At 43.1% G+C, this 16,283-nt stretch carries 13 protein-coding genes and 2 tRNA genes; 9 read left to right on the top strand and 6 right to left on the bottom strand.

Annotation, left to right across the window (positions count from 1 at the left end; translation table 11 throughout):
• Positions 1-45 precede the first annotated feature (45 nt).
• Both ttcA and AC4MCD_RS04205 read left to right on the top strand, forming a co-directional pair.
• Positions 46-972, top strand: a complete 927-nt coding sequence (ttcA, locus tag AC4MCD_RS04200; protein WP_005236792.1) for a tRNA 2-thiocytidine(32) synthetase TtcA — start codon at positions 46-48, stop codon at positions 970-972.
• A 218-nt stretch (positions 973-1,190) separates the two neighbouring features.
• Positions 1,191-1,577: an SCP2 sterol-binding domain-containing protein gene (locus AC4MCD_RS04205; protein ID WP_004784757.1), complete on the top strand. Its 387-nt coding sequence runs from the start codon at positions 1,191-1,193 to the stop codon at positions 1,575-1,577.
• A gap of 92 nt (positions 1,578-1,669) precedes the next feature.
• Here the strand turns inward: AC4MCD_RS04205 and AC4MCD_RS04210 are convergent, their stop codons facing one another.
• The gene (locus tag AC4MCD_RS04210) at positions 1,670-2,785 is read right to left on the bottom strand and encodes an MltF family protein (protein ID WP_491876622.1); all 1,116 of its coding nucleotides are present in this window, start codon (positions 2,783-2,785) and stop codon (positions 1,670-1,672) included.
• 364 nt (positions 2,786-3,149) lie between these two features.
• Between AC4MCD_RS04210 and greB the strand changes: the two genes are divergently transcribed.
• The 3 genes from greB (at position 3,150) to AC4MCD_RS04225 (ending at position 4,175) form a co-directional block, all read left to right on the top strand.
• Positions 3,150-3,644: a transcription elongation factor GreB gene (greB, locus tag AC4MCD_RS04215; RefSeq protein ID WP_419365749.1), complete on the top strand. Its 495-nt coding sequence runs from the start codon at positions 3,150-3,152 to the stop codon at positions 3,642-3,644.
• Positions 3,645-3,732: 88 nt separating this feature from the next.
• Positions 3,733-3,823: transfer RNA gene (locus tag AC4MCD_RS04220), tRNA-Ser, on the top strand.
• A 261-nt stretch (positions 3,824-4,084) separates the two neighbouring features.
• Positions 4,085-4,175, top strand: a tRNA-Ser gene (locus AC4MCD_RS04225).
• Between the two features lie 55 nt (positions 4,176-4,230).
• Here the strand turns inward: AC4MCD_RS04225 and AC4MCD_RS04230 are convergent.
• Positions 4,231-5,184, bottom strand: coding sequence for a LysR substrate-binding domain-containing protein (locus tag AC4MCD_RS04230; protein WP_491876623.1), 954 nt, complete (start codon positions 5,182-5,184; stop codon positions 4,231-4,233).
• Between the two features lie 261 nt (positions 5,185-5,445).
• On the opposite strand from AC4MCD_RS04230, the gene AC4MCD_RS04235 reads away from it, so the two are divergent.
• The 3 genes from AC4MCD_RS04235 to epmA all read left to right on the top strand — a co-directional run bounded on the left by AC4MCD_RS04235 (position 5,446) and on the right by epmA (position 8,925).
• Positions 5,446-6,669: an acyl-CoA dehydrogenase gene (locus tag AC4MCD_RS04235; RefSeq protein WP_419375303.1), complete on the top strand. Its 1,224-nt coding sequence runs from the start codon at positions 5,446-5,448 to the stop codon at positions 6,667-6,669.
• A 211-nt stretch (positions 6,670-6,880) separates the two neighbouring features.
• Positions 6,881-7,948, top strand: a complete 1,068-nt coding sequence (locus AC4MCD_RS04240) for a 4-phosphoerythronate dehydrogenase (protein ID WP_491876624.1) — start codon at positions 6,881-6,883, stop codon at positions 7,946-7,948.
• Positions 7,945-8,925 (top strand): EF-P lysine aminoacylase EpmA, encoded by a 981-nt coding sequence (gene epmA, locus AC4MCD_RS04245; RefSeq protein ID WP_419365424.1) that lies wholly within the window; start codon positions 7,945-7,947, stop codon positions 8,923-8,925. The genes AC4MCD_RS04240 and epmA overlap by 4 nt, the downstream gene beginning before the upstream one ends.
• Before the next feature lie 39 nt (positions 8,926-8,964).
• Here the strand turns inward: epmA and AC4MCD_RS04250 are convergent, their stop codons facing one another.
• On the bottom strand, positions 8,965-9,174 hold the full coding sequence (locus tag AC4MCD_RS04250) for a GNAT family N-acetyltransferase (RefSeq protein ID WP_491876841.1): 210 nt from the start codon (positions 9,172-9,174) through the stop codon (positions 8,965-8,967).
• 108 nt (positions 9,175-9,282) lie between these two features.
• Between AC4MCD_RS04250 and AC4MCD_RS04255 the strand changes: the two genes are divergently transcribed.
• Positions 9,283-9,408: a hypothetical protein gene (locus tag AC4MCD_RS04255; protein WP_419375306.1), complete on the top strand. Its 126-nt coding sequence runs from the start codon at positions 9,283-9,285 to the stop codon at positions 9,406-9,408.
• Positions 9,409-9,567: 159 nt separating this feature from the next.
• Here AC4MCD_RS04255 and AC4MCD_RS04260 read toward each other — a convergent pair whose 3' ends face one another.
• From AC4MCD_RS04260 to AC4MCD_RS04270, 3 genes are all read right to left on the bottom strand, one after another.
• The gene (locus AC4MCD_RS04260) at positions 9,568-10,800 is read right to left on the bottom strand and encodes a multifunctional CCA addition/repair protein (protein WP_004784716.1); all 1,233 of its coding nucleotides are present in this window, start codon (positions 10,798-10,800) and stop codon (positions 9,568-9,570) included.
• An 83-nt stretch (positions 10,801-10,883) separates the two neighbouring features.
• Positions 10,884-13,163: an NADP-dependent malic enzyme gene (locus AC4MCD_RS04265; RefSeq protein WP_491876625.1), complete on the bottom strand. Its 2,280-nt coding sequence runs from the start codon at positions 13,161-13,163 to the stop codon at positions 10,884-10,886.
• A 141-nt stretch (positions 13,164-13,304) separates the two neighbouring features.
• On the bottom strand, positions 13,305-16,181 hold the full coding sequence (locus AC4MCD_RS04270; RefSeq protein ID WP_491876626.1) for a putative bifunctional diguanylate cyclase/phosphodiesterase: 2,877 nt from the start codon (positions 16,179-16,181) through the stop codon (positions 13,305-13,307).
• Positions 16,182-16,283: the final 102 nt, after the last annotated feature.

A 16,283-nucleotide genomic window follows, 5' to 3' on the forward strand; every position in this document is an offset into this window, starting at 1 on the left:
CAGCTAAAATTGCGCGGTATTTTTATTTATGGGTTATTCTCGTCTATGTACTCGCCAGTTGAATCCGAGCAAGGATTTAATTTCAAACCTGAACTGCCAACAAGCTCTGCCTACTACCGTTTGTTGAAGAAGCTTCGCCGCCAGGTCGGACATGCCATTCGCGACTTCAAGATGATTGAAGACGGCGACAAGGTCATGGTGTGTATTTCTGGTGGTAAAGACAGTTATACCTTGCTTGATATCCTGCTTCAGTTTAAACGCATTGCACCGATCAACTTTGATGTGGTGGCGGTTAACCTGGACCAGAAACAGCCCGGTTTCCCGGAAGATGTATTACCGCGTTATTTAGAAGAAAATAACATTCCGTATTACATCTTGGAAAAAGATACCTACAGCATTACCAAAAAACTGACACCGGAAGGCAAGACTTACTGTGCAGTATGTTCACGTCTGCGCCGTGGTTCTTTGTACGGTTTTGCTCAGGAAATTGGGGCGACTAAAGTGGCGCTGGGTCATCACCGTGATGATATTCTGGCTACATTCTTCCTGAACCTGTTCCATGGGGGCAGCCTGAAAGCCATGCCGCCAAAACTGCTGTCTTCTGACAAAAAGAATATCCTAATTCGTCCATTGGCCTATGTGGAAGAAAAAGACATCATCAAATATGCACAGATGCGTCAATTTCCAATTATTCCATGTAATTTATGTGGCTCTCAGGAAAATCTTCAACGTGCCATTATCAATGACATGTTACGTGAATGGGACAATGCGCATCCAAAACGTCTGCACAGTATCTTTGGTGCCTTGCAAAATGTGTCGCCATCTCAGTTAGTTGACCGCGAATTATTTGATTTCGAAATTCTGGATAGCCAGCGCGAATTCGATTTCAAAGGCAGCTGTTCAACTGAAGAGGCGGTAGAAGGCGAGAACCGCCGCATCAATATGGTCAATCTGGGCTTTGCAGCAGACTAATCGACCTATATAAAGTCAAGCTGATACAGGCATGGGCTACGGCCGATGCCTGAATCAAAAATAACACAAGATAAGAACTACAAAAATTGAACGGTGCGTACAAAATTCGTTAGCCTTTGCCATAATGATCATGTTATAACAAGTCACAAGCATAATAGCTTCAACCTGATGTCGTCTGGATAGTCGACACAAATGAATAAATAAATTGAGGAAAGATCATGCCTGCTTTTTTAACTGATGATTGGTTTTCGACTGTAGACACGCTCACTGCACAAGCTGGTGATTTGGATTTGCCACCTGCTTTGGCGAATCTGGCAATTAATTTAGTCGTTGCAGACACTACAGGTAATACAGAATTATCTTTGGAAGGTGGCGCGATTAAAAAAGGTTTATCTCCAAATGCGAAAACAACATTAAACATGGATGGTGAAACCTTACGTAAAGTTTTCCTTGAGTTTGATATGGCGGCTGCAATGCAAGCCTTCATGACAGGTAAAATCAAGGTGCAAGGCGATATGTCTCAATTGATGGCATTGCAAACAGCGAAGCCAAGCCAAGCACAAAAAGACCTGTTCAAGAAAGTTCTTGAAAATACAACGGCTTAATAGTTTTGATCTAAAAAGCTGTAGTAACAAAAAAGCTTACCCTAAGGTAAGCTTTTTTTATGGCTGAATATCTGGATTAGAAATGATCAGGCTTAAATATTCACCAGCTGTGGAGTGGTCTTGATGTGTTCCAGATAGGCACGAATACGGGTCACGTATTGAAGGGCCTGACGGTAACGACCATTACTGGCTTTATTCTGTTCCAGATAAGCATACAGGTTTACCCAGTTATTCGGATTCTTGCCTTGGGCCTGAATACGTTTTTGCAGCTGATTCACAGCACCTGGGCCCATGTTATAGGCGACCAAAGCAAACCAGTTACGATCCGGATAAGGGATATGTTCATAACGACTCAGTATCTGGTCATAGTATTTGGCACCCCCATCAATACTTTCACCTGGATCTGTCCGGTTACTAACCCCCATCGCTTTTGCGGTAGAGCTTGTGAGCATCATCAGACCGCGGACACCGGTGGGAGATACGGAGTTTGGCTTTAGATAGGATTCCTGGTAACCGATCGCGGCGAGCAGGTGCCAGTCCAGATCGTACTGCTGAGCAGATTTCTGGAAGCTCGCCTTGTATGTGGGGAGGCGCTGGTTCAGGTTCTGTTGAATTTCATCCCAAGAATGTTCTTCTACCACATTCTGATTGTAGAAGGATGCAAGCTGCTTGATTGCACCGCTTTGTTTGCCTTGACAGACAAAAGCACTAGCAGTTTGACTTAAAGGGTCGCTGGCTGATTTAAATACCAGATTCAGGTTAGAATTCAGTCCATTACTGGCCAGTGAAGACTCATCACCACAAGTGGCAGAAAAAGCCGTTAAACGTTGTTGTTCAATCGTACCCAGATCAGTGGTGGTCATGGCCAGATTGGCTTTACCCTGCGCTACCCATTTCAGGGCCGTGGCATTATCTGGAACAGTTTTAAAATCCAGCTTAACATTCAGGCTGTTGGCATAGTTGCGAACCAGGTCATAACCAAAACCATGCTGATGTTGTCCATCCTGAAACACAGTCGTTGGACTTTGAACTGCGACGACGGTGAGTTTGTTGCTATTGACCACATGATCATATTGAAGTGTGGTTTTAGTGGCATTGATACTATGAAAGGGGATAAGTGCCGTACTCAGTACCAGTGCTTTTACAGGGAGAGAAGAGATAAAAGAGCTAAGGCAAAGCCTCGACCCAGTGGTTGAACTACTGTGCATGTTGTCTCCGCTACAAGTAATTTATGCCCTAAAAATCACAGCCAATACTAGCCAGAAACTTTTAAAAGTTTGATAAATTCAATAAGGGTTGGGCAGTCATGACGTCATTCAAAAATGACTAAATTGATCGGGAAATATGTAGAAAAACTACATAGATTAAAAAATAAGCGATTCCAAAAGTAGGGTGCATATTAAAGATCAAAAAATGAATTGTCAAATTTTGTACATAATTTATTTTTTAAATGTAATTTAAGTTATTAAATTTATTGAAGAAAAAAATTGCATATTCTGGCTTGTCCTAAAACTCCAAATAAAATAAGCTCTTAATGTCTAAAAACTGGTTCAAAATTGGCAATTAAAACACATGAAATCTAACCTGATTACCCGTGGTGGACACGACAAATTGGTGGCAGAACTTAAAAATCTCTGGCATGAAGAACGTCCTGAAATTACCAAAAAAGTGAACTGGGCAGCCAGTCTCGGCGACCGTTCGGAAAACGCAGATTACCAATATAACAAACAGCTTTTACGTAAAATTGATCGTCGGGTTCGTTATCTGGGCAAGCGGCTGGAAGAGCTGCGAATTGTTGATTTTTCCCCTGAACAGGAAGGCAAAGTTTATTTTGGTGCCTGGGTCGAAATTGAAAATGAACAGGGTGAGCAGAAGAGTTTTCGGATTGTGGGCGTCGATGAAATTTATGATCATCATCCGCAGCATATTTCGATTGATTCACCCATGGCGCGTGCCCTGTTAGGCAAGTCAGTGGATGATGAAGCTGAAGTGATGACACCATCCGGCAAGAAACTCTGGTTTATCAATTCAATTCGCTATGAAAAGCCAGAAAATTCAGAAGATTAATAAAATTGATTTTATTTTGTGCAGTTGATGCAGAGAAATTGGAAAAATATTTGCCAAGCGCAATTTTTATTTATATGATGGCGGCCATGGAAGCGTGGCAGAGCGGTTTAATGCACCGGTCTTGAAAACCGACGAGGGCTTATACCCCTCCGTGAGTTCGAATCTCACCGCTTCCGCCAGATATAAAAAACCCCGATCATTGATCGGGGTTTTTATTTTTAACTTATTAAAATAATTTCAAATTTTCATTGTTCAAAATGATGTGAATATTAAGGCTAAATTCATTCTGAAAATAAAAATATCAGCACCAAGATTCTGTGTATAAAATTTTATCTACTCTAAAATTTTCGTCTGATTTTTGACTGAATGAACTGATTTTTACAGAAGTTTTGCGAAAATTTATTGCCAAGAAACAGAAATATTTATATGATGGCGGCCATGGAAGCGTGGCAGAGCGGTTTAATGCACCGGTCTTGAAAACCGACGAGGGCTTATACCCCTCCGTGAGTTCGAATCTCACCGCTTCCGCCAGATACGAAAAACCCCGATCAATGATCGGGGTTTTTTATTGTCTATTCATTGGGGTTTATAGCTCAGACTCAGAGGGAAGGCTGCCTTGAATTTCCTGTTGTATCCATGCAACAAATTTTTCAATCAGCGGTGAGCTTTCTTGGCTGGAATGGACCAGATAATAGCCTCGTTTCCTTTCTAAGGTCTTGCTGGATACCAGCACCAATTCCTGCCGCTTTAATTCTTTTTCAATTAGCATTTGTGGAATTAAGGCCATTCCCATGCCATGGCTAGCCACTACAGCGAGCATAGAAAACAGTTCATGTCGTTGCCCCTGCAAAGGATTCGGATGCTGGATCTGATGTAACTTGAACCAGTCTTCCCAGATATTCGGCCGGGTGGTTTGCTGTAATAAAGGAAGTTGAACCAATTGTTCAGCACTTAAGTCATAGCTGTAATCATTAATCTTCTGTGCATTGGGAAAATACTGTTGAATCAGATCAGGCGCACAGACAGCAACTACATCTTCATGCATTAGAAAATGGCTATGTGTACCCGGCCATTGTTCAACCTGTTGAGGTGTTCCTGCATAAATGGCAGCATCGAAAATCTGTTCCTGAAACAGAAAAGGGCGGGTGCTGGTTTCCAGATGTACCGTAATTTCAGGATAGAGTCGATTAAAGCTCTGGAGTTTAGGTAATAGCCAGCGAGTCGCAAACGTAGGCACTACGCCCAGTTTTAAAGTACCGCCGCGCCCTTGATGCGTAATGACGTCTAGGGTTGACTGTTCCAGTCCTTTGAGATGCGGAGTGATACTCTTTAAATATTGTTGTCCAGCATGATTGAGTTCTACACCATGCCGCGTACGGGTAAATAAAGCTGTGCCTAAATACTCCTCCAGTTGCTGGATCTGGCGTGAAACTGCACTTTGAGTTAAAAACAGTTCCTGCGCTGCATAAGTATAACTGGCATGGCGTGCAGCAGATTCGAAACAGATTAGTGCTTGCAGGGAAGGTATTTTTCTACGCACCTGTTCATCCTTGAACTTAAAATGGTCAGATATCAATAAATGGTATATCACTCTTATACTACTATACGACTTTGGTATAAAAAATAGGCAAATTGGCTAAACAAATAATTTCTAGAAATAGCAACTTATATAAGGTATGCGTAAAGTGCATAGCTGCATGCAAATTTATTGTTTGAACAAGTCATGATTCATGCCTAGAGTCACTCTGAAGGATAAAACAGCATCATCTAATAGATAGATGAAGGATTGGCAGGGAATACTATGAATCAAATGGTCGATACGAAAAAAACCAGCAAAGTCTATTTTAACTGGCAGGATCCATTCTTACTGGAACAGCAACTGACTGAAGAAGAACGCATGATCCGTGACAGCGCGCATGCGTACTGTCAGGATAAGCTGATGCCACGTGTACTAGAACAGTTCCGCCATGAAAAAACTGATCCCACTATTTTCCGTGAAATGGGTGAACTCGGTCTGTTGGGTCCAACCATTCCAGAGCAATACGGCGGTGCCGGCTTAAATTATGTCAGCTATGGTCTGATTGCTCGTGAAGTGGAACGTGTGGATTCCGGTTACCGTTCAATGGCCAGCGTACAAAGTTCGTTAGTGATGGTACCCATCAATGAATTTGGTTCTGAAGAACAGAAACAGAAATATTTGCCAAAACTGGCGACCGGTGAATATATCGGTTGTTTCGGTCTGACTGAACCGGATCACGGTTCTGATCCGGGCAGCATGATTACACGTGCCAAAAAAGTCGATGGTGGTTACCGTCTGACTGGCGCGAAAATGTGGATTACCAACAGTCCGATTGCGGATGTCTTTGTGGTTTGGGCAAAAGAAGTGTCTCCTGAAGGCAATGTCGGTGACATTCGTGGCTTTATTCTAGAAAAAGGCTGGGAAGGGCTTTCTGCACCAGCGATTCACGGTAAAGTTGGCTTACGTGCTTCGATCACCGGTGAAATCGTGATGGACAACGTTTTTGTTCCAGAAGAAAACGCGTTCCCGGAAATTCGTGGTCTAAAAGGTCCATTTACCTGTCTGAACAGTGCGCGTTATGGTATTGCCTGGGGTGCGATGGGTGCAGCTGAATTCTGTTGGCATACAGCGCATCAATACACCATGGATCGTAAACAGTTTGGTCGTCCATTGGCTGCGAATCAGCTGGTTCAGAAAAAACTGGCGGACATGCAAACTGAAATTGCGTTGGGTCTGCAAGTGGCATTACGTTTTGGCCGTATGAAAGATGAAGGCATTGCATCAGTTGAAGGCACTTCACTGATCAAACGTAATAACTGTGGTAAAGCTTTAGACATTGCCCGTTTAGCGCGTGACATGATGGGTGGTAACGGGATCTCTGATGAATTTGGTGTAGCTCGTCATTTGGTGAACCTGGAAGTGGTCAATACTTACGAAGGTACACACGATGTACACGCCTTGATTCTAGGTCGTGCTCAAACAGGTATTGCTGCATTCTCCAATTAAAAAAGGAAACTTTTTCGTGCAGGGTATGGCTTTCAATCGCCTAACCCTGCATCATTTTCTTACTCCAATTACACTCCTTTGCCGAAGTGATGTTTGACTTTGGCATTTTTTATATCTCTATGTTTGCAAGAATTCATCTAAAACTTGAGTGAAAATAGTCACATTCCGGTTGACGCGGTATGATAGATAGATTCAGTCATTGGAACAGATTATGAAAATTGTCGCAGATGAAAATCTGGCATTTACCGATTATTTCTTTGCAGAATTTGGCGATATTCAGCATCGTGCAGGAAGAACTCTCACTGCAGAAGATGTAAAAGATACAGAGGCTTTATTGGTCCGTTCCGTGACCAAAGTCAATGCAGCACTCATACAGGATAGTCAGATTAAATTCGTCGGCAGTGCCACCATTGGTACAGATCATCTGGACATTGCTGCACTAGAACAACAGAACATCCGCTGGAGCAATGCACCCGGTTGTAATGCACAGGCGGTAGCTGAATATGTGATTACGGCTCTATTATATTTACAACCCCAATTGATCAATGCAAATAAAGAATTCACCTTGGGCATTGTTGGTCTAGGAAATGTCGGTTCGCGTTTAGCAACAATGGCCAAATTGCTGGGCTGGAATGTGATTGCCTACGATCCCTTTGTACAGCGCGATCAGGTTCATCAGGTTGAATTTGAACAACTGCTAAAAACCGCAGATGCTATTTCCATTCATGTACCTTTAACCAAAACAGATCAGCATCCGACTTATCATTTAATTAATGCTAATGCTCTTGGACAAATGAAGCCAGAAGCCATTTTAATTAATTCAGCGCGTGGGCCAGTTATTGAAGAAGCGGCACTAATTACCGATATTCAGGCAACTCAACGTCAGGTTGTACTGGATGTCTTTGAGCATGAACCGGAAATTTCTGAACAGCTGCTGAATCTGATTACTTTGGTGACGCCGCATATTGCAGGTTATAGTCTGGAAGGTAAGGCACGCGGTACTCAAATGATTTACAAGGCATTTTGCCAGACTTTTGGCTTTGAGATTAATAAGCAGTTTGAAAGCCAGTTGCCTGTCTGTGTACAGTTTTTCCAGGATCAGGATTTAAAACTGGCGCTACAACAGCATTTAACCCAGATCTATGATATCGCCCGTGATGATGCCAATCTGCGTGCTTGTTTAAAAGATGGCAAAGTCGATCAGAAAGCATTTGATCATTTACGCAAGACTTATCCTTTACGCCGTGAATGGGCCGCTCATGGAGGGCCAAAGGCATGAGTCAAACAGTATCTTATCAACCGACCTGTGACTTAAAAGCTATTAAAGCGCGTGCCAATATGTATACCCAGCTCCGTCAGTTTTTTGCTGAACGTGAAGTGCTGGAAGTGGAAACCCCGATTTTATCTCAGGCTGGTGTGACCGATGTGCATCTGGCTTCGATTCAGGCCCAGCGTCATGTCATGGGCAAGCTCGGCACACATTATCTACAGACCTCACCCGAATTTGCCATGAAACGTTTATTGGCTAGTGGTAGTGGGCCGATTTACCAGGTCTGTAAAGTGTTTCGGGATGATGAACACGGCCGTAAGCACAACAGTGAATTCAGCATGCTGGAATGGTATCGACCGGGCTTTAGTCTGAAAGATCTGATGTTTGAAGTGACAGATTTATTAAATGTGACACTTAAGGCACGTTTTGGGGAAATCCGTCCCACTGTACTCAGCTATAAGCATGCCTTTATGGATCGCCTGGATCTCAATCCTTTACAGGCCACTTTGCAGCAACTCAAAGATTGCTGTCGCCGGGTAGGTCTCAATTTGGACTTGGGTGATGACCGTTTAGGGTATATCGACCTTTTATTCTCGCATATGGTCGAGCCAAGCCTGGGTTTCGATACGGCTGTATTTTTGACAGATTTTCCACCGGAACTGGCATCGTTGGCTAAAACTAGAATCGATGAAGATGGGGAGCTGGTTGCGGCACGTTTCGAACTGTATATCGAAGGACTGGAACTGGCCAACGCGTATGATGAGCTGATGGATGCTGAAGTTTTGCGTTCCCGCTTTGAAGCAGATAATGCAGAACGGGCAGCGCTTGGCTTGCATGTCATGCCGATTGATGAATATTTGCTGGCGGCATTGCCGAAAATGCCGGAATGTTCGGGTATTGCCCTAGGTCTTGATCGCTTGTTGATGATTGCAACCAATCAGATGAAATTAGAAAAAGTGATTACTTTCCCTGCTGAAATTTCATAAATTAAATCTACGATTGATCAGCTGGTTATGACTGGCTGATCATTCCAGATGCTTACGAAATCCAATACTGTAAGTGTCAAATCCTAGTCCTTGATAAAAGGCATGTGCAGGGTAGCGTTCTTCGCGATTTCCGCTGTTGAGCTGAATCATCTTGAAGCCTTGTTCTTTTGCAATCTGTTCAATAGCAGCCATCAGTTGCTTGCCAACGCCTTTTCCACGATGGGCCTGATCAATTACAAAAGCCTGAATCCTTAAATATCCACCGTCAAATTCTCAGGTCTATTCCTGAATAAAACCTGCATAGCCGATCACATGTAAATCCTGTTCTATAACCAGTGTTTGATAATGACTGTCTTGATGGAGATGCTCCCAACGCTGTTTGATATTTTCCAGCGTAGATGGTTAGCCAAGCTGAATCGTGAGTTGATGAACGTCATGCAGGTCTTTTTCAAGATCCAGTGGACGGATGAGATAAGTCATTAGACATGGTCTTAGCTAAAAATAATATCAATCATAATCAATATTTAATTTGCTTAAGTGTTGAAATTACATGATAGCTTCAAAGAATTATTGCTATTTATATAGAAAATCGAGATGAGTGAGATTTGAGATATTAAAAAGGCTCCCGAAGGAGCCTGATGTTTAAAGTATAGCACTGTGCTGTTCTTTCAGTTCTGCCAGAGCTGCAATCCGTCGTTCAATCAGCATTTCACCAATATCCGGACCTTGAATCTCTGGAGGCAAATCTTGAGCTTTAATGCTACGTACGACCTGCATGGCATCCAGCACATATTGAGCCTGAGGATAAGCACGATTTTCCAACCCCAAGCGGCCGCGAGAGTCACATTCACAGGCCTGTACAAAAGCTTCAACACGTTCAGGACGACGCAATACATCTAGACGCTGCAATAAACGCCATAACGTGCCAGGTTTTAAGTTAAAAGCCTGATGGCATTTTAAGTGTTCTTTACAGACAGCCAACGCCAGCTGTTTGGTATGAGTTGGAACTCTTAAGCGTTCACACAGCTCATTCACCGGTTTGATCCCACGTTCTTCATGCATGATATGGCGTGGTAATTCTTCCACAGGGGTTAATGCCTTACCAAGGTCATGAACCAGAACCGCAAAACGTACATCCAGACTATAATTTTGGCGACAAGCTTGCTGTAAAGACATCATGGTATGAATACCACAGTCAATTTCAGGATGATATTCAGGACGTTGCGGAATGCCATATAAGGCATCCAGTTCCGGGAACAGTACTTTTAAAGCACCACAACTACGTAATACTTCAAAATACACATCTGCATCTTGTTCCATCAGTGCGCGTGTGGTTTCTTTCCAGACCCGCTCAGGTGTCAATGCATTAAGCTCGCCCGATTCCGCCAGCTGCTTCATCAGCACTAACGTTTCTTCTGCAATGCTAAAACCCTGATGTTGATAACGCGCAGCAAAGCGGGCAATCCTTAAAACACGTAAAGGATCTTCGACAAAAGCTTCTGATACATGACGCAGTACACGATCAGCCAGATCTTTTTGACCACCATAAGGATCATAAATCTTGCCTGAATCATCCATGGCCATGGCATTGATGGTCAGGTCACGGCGGATCAGATCCTCTTCCAAGGTGACATTGATATCGGTATAAAATTCAAAACCATGATAACCATAGCCAGACTTGCGTTCGGTACGTGCCAGAGCATATTCGTCTTTGGTTTCAGGATGAAGAAAAACAGGGAAGTCCTTGCCAACAGGTTGAAAACCTTCAGCAAGCAATTGTTCCGGCGTCGCGCCGACAACCACATAATCTTTTTCGTGATAGGGGTGTCCAAGTAAATGATCCCGAACTGCACCGCCTACTAAATAAACTTGCATGAAAAAACCTCTATTCTTACAAGCATCATGCTACAGAATAGAGGTTTTCTCAAGTCAAGAAGTTACGCTGATGCGTACATTCCTTAAAGCGCGTTTTTCTCTGCTTCCTGAATTTCAGCAACAGTTAATGCAGTCATATTCACTACGCGACGAGTCGTTGCAGTTGGTGTCAGGATATGAACAGGTTTCGCAGCACCAAGCAGGATAGGACCAATGGTCACGTTATTACCTGAAGTTGCTTTTAACAGGTTAAACGAAATATTGGCTGCATCCAGATTTGGCATGATCAGCAGGTTTGCAGAACCTTTGAAACGAGAATTAGGGAATGCAAACTGACGGATATTTTCGTCTAATGCTGCATCACCATGCATTTCACCTTCAACTTCAAGCTCAGGTGCAGTTTCAGAAAGAATTTCATATACGCGACGCATTTTTTGTGCGCTGGCATCGTGCTGGTCTGAACCGAAACTAGAGTGAGAAAGTAGGGCAACACGCGGTGTAATACCGAAACGACGCACTTCTTCAGCAGCCAGAATCGTCATCTCAGCAAGCTGTTCAGCCGTTGGATTACGGTTGATGTAAGTATCTGCGATGAACAGGTTACGCTCTTCCAGCATTAATGCGTTTAAGGTGAAGAAGGTATTATGGCCATCCTGTTTGCCGATGACATTGCTGACAAAGTCCAGATGGATGTCGTAGCTTGAGTAAGTACCACATAACATACCGTCCGCCATGCCATGACGAACCAGCATCGCAGCGATCAAAGTAGAACGGCGACGCGCTTCACGGTGTGCATATTCAGGCGTTACACCTTTACGTTGCATCAGGTTGTAATAGTCGTCTGCAAATTTTTCGTAATCCGGGTTCTTTTCTTGATCCACGATGGTGATGTTGACACCATCTTCAAGACGTAAGCCCAATTTCTTGATATTGGCTTCGATGACTGCTGGACGACCGACCAGAATCGGTTTAGCTAAGCCTTCATCCACTGCAATTTGTGCAGCACGAAGTACACGCAGGTCTTCACCTTCTGCATAAGCGATACGTTTAGGATCTGTTTTGGCTTGTGCAAAGATTGGTTTCATCATGAAAGCTGAGTTATAAACAAACTCAGATAGACGTTGACGATATGCCGAGAAATCCTGAATAGGACGAGTTGCTACGCCAGAATCCATTGCAGCTTGTGCAACTGCAGGCGCAATTTCCAGAATCAGACGTTGATCCAGTGGACCAGGAATCAGGTAATCACGACCGAAAGAAACTGATTTTTCACCATAAGATGCAGCATCTGCTTCTACATGTGCCATGCGTGCAATTGCGTGTACGCAGGCAATTTTCATCTCTTCATTAATGGTGGTGGCACCAACGTCTAATGCACCACGGAAGATATAAGGGAAGCACAGTGCGTTGTTCACCTGGTTTGGATAGTCAGAACGGCCAGTTGCCATGATCACATCATCACGAACTTCGTGTGCATGTTCAGGCAAAATTTCTGGATCTGGGTTCGCCAAGGCAAAGATAATTGGATCTTTAGCCATCAGTTTCACCATTTCTTTGGTGAGAATACCGGCTGCAGAAAGACCCAGGAACATGTCTGCACCTGCAATCACGTCACCGATCTGAGAGGCATCAATGTCTTGTACATATGCTTTTTTAGATTCGTCCAGACCTTCACGTTTAGTTGTTAATAAACCACGTGAGTCAGCAACGATGATATTTTCTTTTTTCGCACCAAGAGCACAAAGCAAGTTCAAGCAAGACAGGGCAGCAGCGCCGGCACCTGAAGCAATGATCTTGATTTCATTAATTTTTTTGCCGTTTAATTGCAAAGCATTAAGAAGAGCAGAACCTACAATGATTGAAGTACCATGCTGGTCATCGTGGAACACAGGAATTTTCATGCGTTCACGAAGTTTCTGTTCAATATAGAAACATTCTGGAGCCTTGATATCTTCCAGGTTGATCCCGCCAAAAGTGGGTTCTAGAGAAGCGACAATATCAACAATCTTGTCTGGATCATTTTCAGCAATTTCGATATCGAATACATCAACACCCGCAAATTTTTTGAACAGTACGCCTTTACCTTCCATGACTGGTTTAGACGCAAGTGGGCCAATATTACCCAAACCAAGAACTGCTGTACCGTTACTGACCACTGCAACCAGGTTACCGCGTGCGGTATAAAGTGCAGCTGTTGAAGGATCGCGTTCAATCTCAAGACATGGTGCGGCAACGCCAGGCGAGTAAGCAAGGGCTAAGTCACGTTGGTTGACCAATTGTTTGCTTGGTGTAACGCTGATTTTTCCTGGAGTAGGGAATTCGTGATAGTAAAGAGCCTGCTGCTTTAAAGATTGTTCGTCCATCTGTATCTCTATCGTTGTAAAGATTACCCAGAAAGCGGGTAAAAAATTGCATTTATGGCTCTGAATATAACATTTGTTAAGCACTTAGCCCAGTCAAAGTCGACCATTTTTGCGACAATCTTATTCGAGGTAGATATAGACTTAGACTTGATATATATAAGTTTCAGCAACGCGATTCTGTTCTAAATATGCAGTTGCTTCCAGTTCAGGCAATGGTTTGGAGAAGAAGTAGCCTTGGGCAATATCACAATCTAAATCACGTAGATATTGCAGCTGTTCTTCAGTTTCAATACCTTCAGCGACGACAGTCATGCCCATGGCTTTACCCATCGCGACCATGGCACTGACAATCGCTTCCTGTTTATGTTCGCCAATTTTAGAGACAAAACTGCGGTCAATTTTGAGAATGTCAATAGGAAAATCGGCAAGATAGGATAAAGAAGAATAACCGGTTCCAAAGTCATCTAAAGAAATATTAATCTGGCGCTGCTTGATCTGGTTCAGCAGATTTTTGACAGATTCAGAGTTTTCAATCAGTGAAGATTCAGTAATTTCCAGTTCCAGACTGGTGCCAGAAATCTGGTTTTCGCTAATGGCCTGATCCAGATCATCAAGTAACTGACCACGACGCAATTGCTGTGCCACGATATTCACAGAGACACAGATATTATGAAAGCCAAGATCATTCCATTCACGAATCTGTTTGGCAGTTTGCTGAATCACTAGACGGCCGATCTCGGAAATCAGGCTGGTCTGTTCGGCTAAAGGAATAAACAGGCCCGGTGGGATGATGCCTTTTTCTGGATGTTTCCAGCGCACTAAAGCTTCAAAGCCATAAATGTGCTGGTCATTGAAATTAATTTTCGGCTGATAGTAGACTACGAGTTCGCCATTTTGGATGGCTTTACGCAGATCACGTTCAATGAAAATTCCTTGCTCTAGCAAAGCTGTATTTTCATTGGAGTAGAAATGGATAGTATTCCCGCCGAGATTTTTGGCTTCACTCAGCGCCTGTTCTGCACAGTTATTTAAATAGTCTAACTGACGACCATGATCCGGATAGAAGGCTACACCCATCGACAGGGTAATCACATAATCTTGGCCGAAAATATGGAAAGGAGCCTGGAAGGCTTCAGCAATTCGTTGACAGTGTTCCTGTACAGATGGGCGAATATGCGAGATTTCATACAAAATTGCAAAGTCATCGCCATTTAGATGGGCCACAAACAGGGCTTCAGCATTGGTCAGACGTAAGCGTTGTGCCACCTGACGCAACAGCTCATCACCGCCATTATTAGACAGATATTCATTCAATGGACGGAAACGATCGATATTGAGTCGGATCACCGCAATTTTCTTGATGGAATCTTTTTGCGTCATCAGATATTGATGCAGCTGGTAGTTATAGTAAAAGCGGTTTGGCAAATCGGTCAGCGTGTCATAATTTTCCAGATAAGACAGGCGCTGTTCCTGTAATTTACGCTCAGTCAGATCAGAAACAATGCCGATATAGTGGGTGATACGACCTTCATCATCAGTAATCGCATTGATATGTAGCCAGAGTGGCATCTCTTTGCCAGACAGGAATTTCTCACTCAGTTCGCCATCAAAAGAACCGATTTTCACAACTTGTTTGATGATATTGGAATGAATGCTGCGCTGCTGTGACTTATGACTCGCAGTAATATCAAATAGATATTTACCCAAGATGTCATTACGTTCAAAACCGGACAAATTTTCGAAATAAGGGTTCACTTCGATATAACGTAATTCATCATTTAGGATGAAGATCCCTTCAGCTGCTTGCTCAATTACACTGGCTGCCAGTTTCAGGCGTTCTTGAGAACTACGTTCCTGTTGAATATCACGCAAAATTCCCACCATGCGTAAAGGACGGTGAGTTTCGGGATCGCGACTGATCACCCGGCCTACATCATGTACCCAGCTCCAGACTCCCGGTGCTTGCTGAATCCGGTAAGTTACTTCATAGCGCTCAGTTTTCCCACGCAAATGCTGTTTCATATTACTTTTGAATGCAGCCAGATCATCAGGATGGATCATGTGCTGTAATTGTAGATGATGCTCACTGGATTTCCGTTGTACCTTCTCATCTTTATGGTTGGTTAGCAAAATACTGCGGTCTTTGATATTCCAGTCCCATGGACGGATACCGGCGATTTCATGAGTCAGCTCAAGGTTTTGCTGCTGGTTTTTCAGATCAATATTTATCTGTTCAATATCATAAGTACGTTCACGAACTTTCTGTTCCAGTAACTGGTTGCTGAGCTGTAGCTCCAGTTCAATATCTTTGGATTTATTGACTTCTGTTTGTAGCTGTTTGCATAGTTCATCCGTCCAGGCGACCTGCTGTTCGGCATTGCTGACCAGCAATTCATTTTCTGCATAAAGGCGGGAAGTACGGGTATGAATACGATAGGTACTATTGGCACAGAGCAGGATCACAATGACTGCAAAATTTAGGGCCAAGCCAAAGACCGGATTGGCACCCGAGATATGAAAAAACTGAAAGAGTAAAAAGGGTACCAATGAAGGTAAAAATACCAGTGAAAAGTAGCTGAGCTTCTGGGTTAAATAAGTCAGACCAAAAGCTTGAGTCACGATTAACAGCAAGGCTGATAGAGTAAGTGCTTCTATTTCATCAAAATTGATATTGGCCTGCGGCAAGTAATAATAGATCAGAGAAATACCGGAAGCGTTACAGCAACCTACCGCAAGGCTCTGAATCTGTAACCAGTAATGTGCATTTTTCAGTTGATATTGTTCAGGCTTAAAATACAGGGTATTGATGAGCCAGCACATACTAACGGTAATTTCAGTCAGGATAAACCAGAGATTAAAGTAACTATTCGATGAGCTATATTGAATGTGATAAACACAGAAAATATAGAGGCAAATAATCATGATACTTAACAGAAAATATCGGCTATGTCGAAGCGTGTTCGCAATCTGAGCACGATGCAAGTGCTCTTTGATATAAGCCTCTTGATTATCAATCATATAATTAAGTGCCTTGTATTCGTCCTGAACGGTTTTTATCCTAGATTTTAATTTTTATTCAAGCCTGAATGATTCTTAAATCAATCAATATGTGTTTCATTA

Source organism: Acinetobacter sp. CAU_H_78 (assembly GCF_058599365.1).

Coding starts and splice junctions, on each gene's coding strand:
- ttcA (WP_005236792.1), top strand. CDS start 46: ATGTACTCGCCAGTTGAATCCGAGCAAGGATTTAATTTCAAACCTGAA.
- AC4MCD_RS04205 (WP_004784757.1), top strand. CDS start 1,191: ATGCCTGCTTTTTTAACTGATGATTGGTTTTCGACTGTAGACACGCTC.
- AC4MCD_RS04210 (WP_491876622.1), bottom strand. CDS start 2,785: ATGCACAGTAGTTCAACCACTGGGTCGAGGCTTTGCCTTAGCTCTTTT.
- greB (WP_419365749.1), top strand. CDS start 3,150: ATGAAATCTAACCTGATTACCCGTGGTGGACACGACAAATTGGTGGCA.
- AC4MCD_RS04235 (WP_419375303.1), top strand. CDS start 5,446: ATGAATCAAATGGTCGATACGAAAAAAACCAGCAAAGTCTATTTTAAC.
- AC4MCD_RS04240 (WP_491876624.1), top strand. CDS start 6,881: ATGAAAATTGTCGCAGATGAAAATCTGGCATTTACCGATTATTTCTTT.
- epmA (WP_419365424.1), top strand. CDS start 7,945: ATGAGTCAAACAGTATCTTATCAACCGACCTGTGACTTAAAAGCTATT.
- AC4MCD_RS04255 (WP_419375306.1), top strand. CDS start 9,283: ATGGAGATGCTCCCAACGCTGTTTGATATTTTCCAGCGTAGATGGTTA.
- AC4MCD_RS04260 (WP_004784716.1), bottom strand. CDS start 10,800: ATGCAAGTTTATTTAGTAGGCGGTGCAGTTCGGGATCATTTACTTGGA.
- AC4MCD_RS04265 (WP_491876625.1), bottom strand. CDS start 13,163: ATGGACGAACAATCTTTAAAGCAGCAGGCTCTTTACTATCACGAATTC.
- AC4MCD_RS04270 (WP_491876626.1), bottom strand. CDS start 16,181: ATGATTGATAATCAAGAGGCTTATATCAAAGAGCACTTGCATCGTGCT.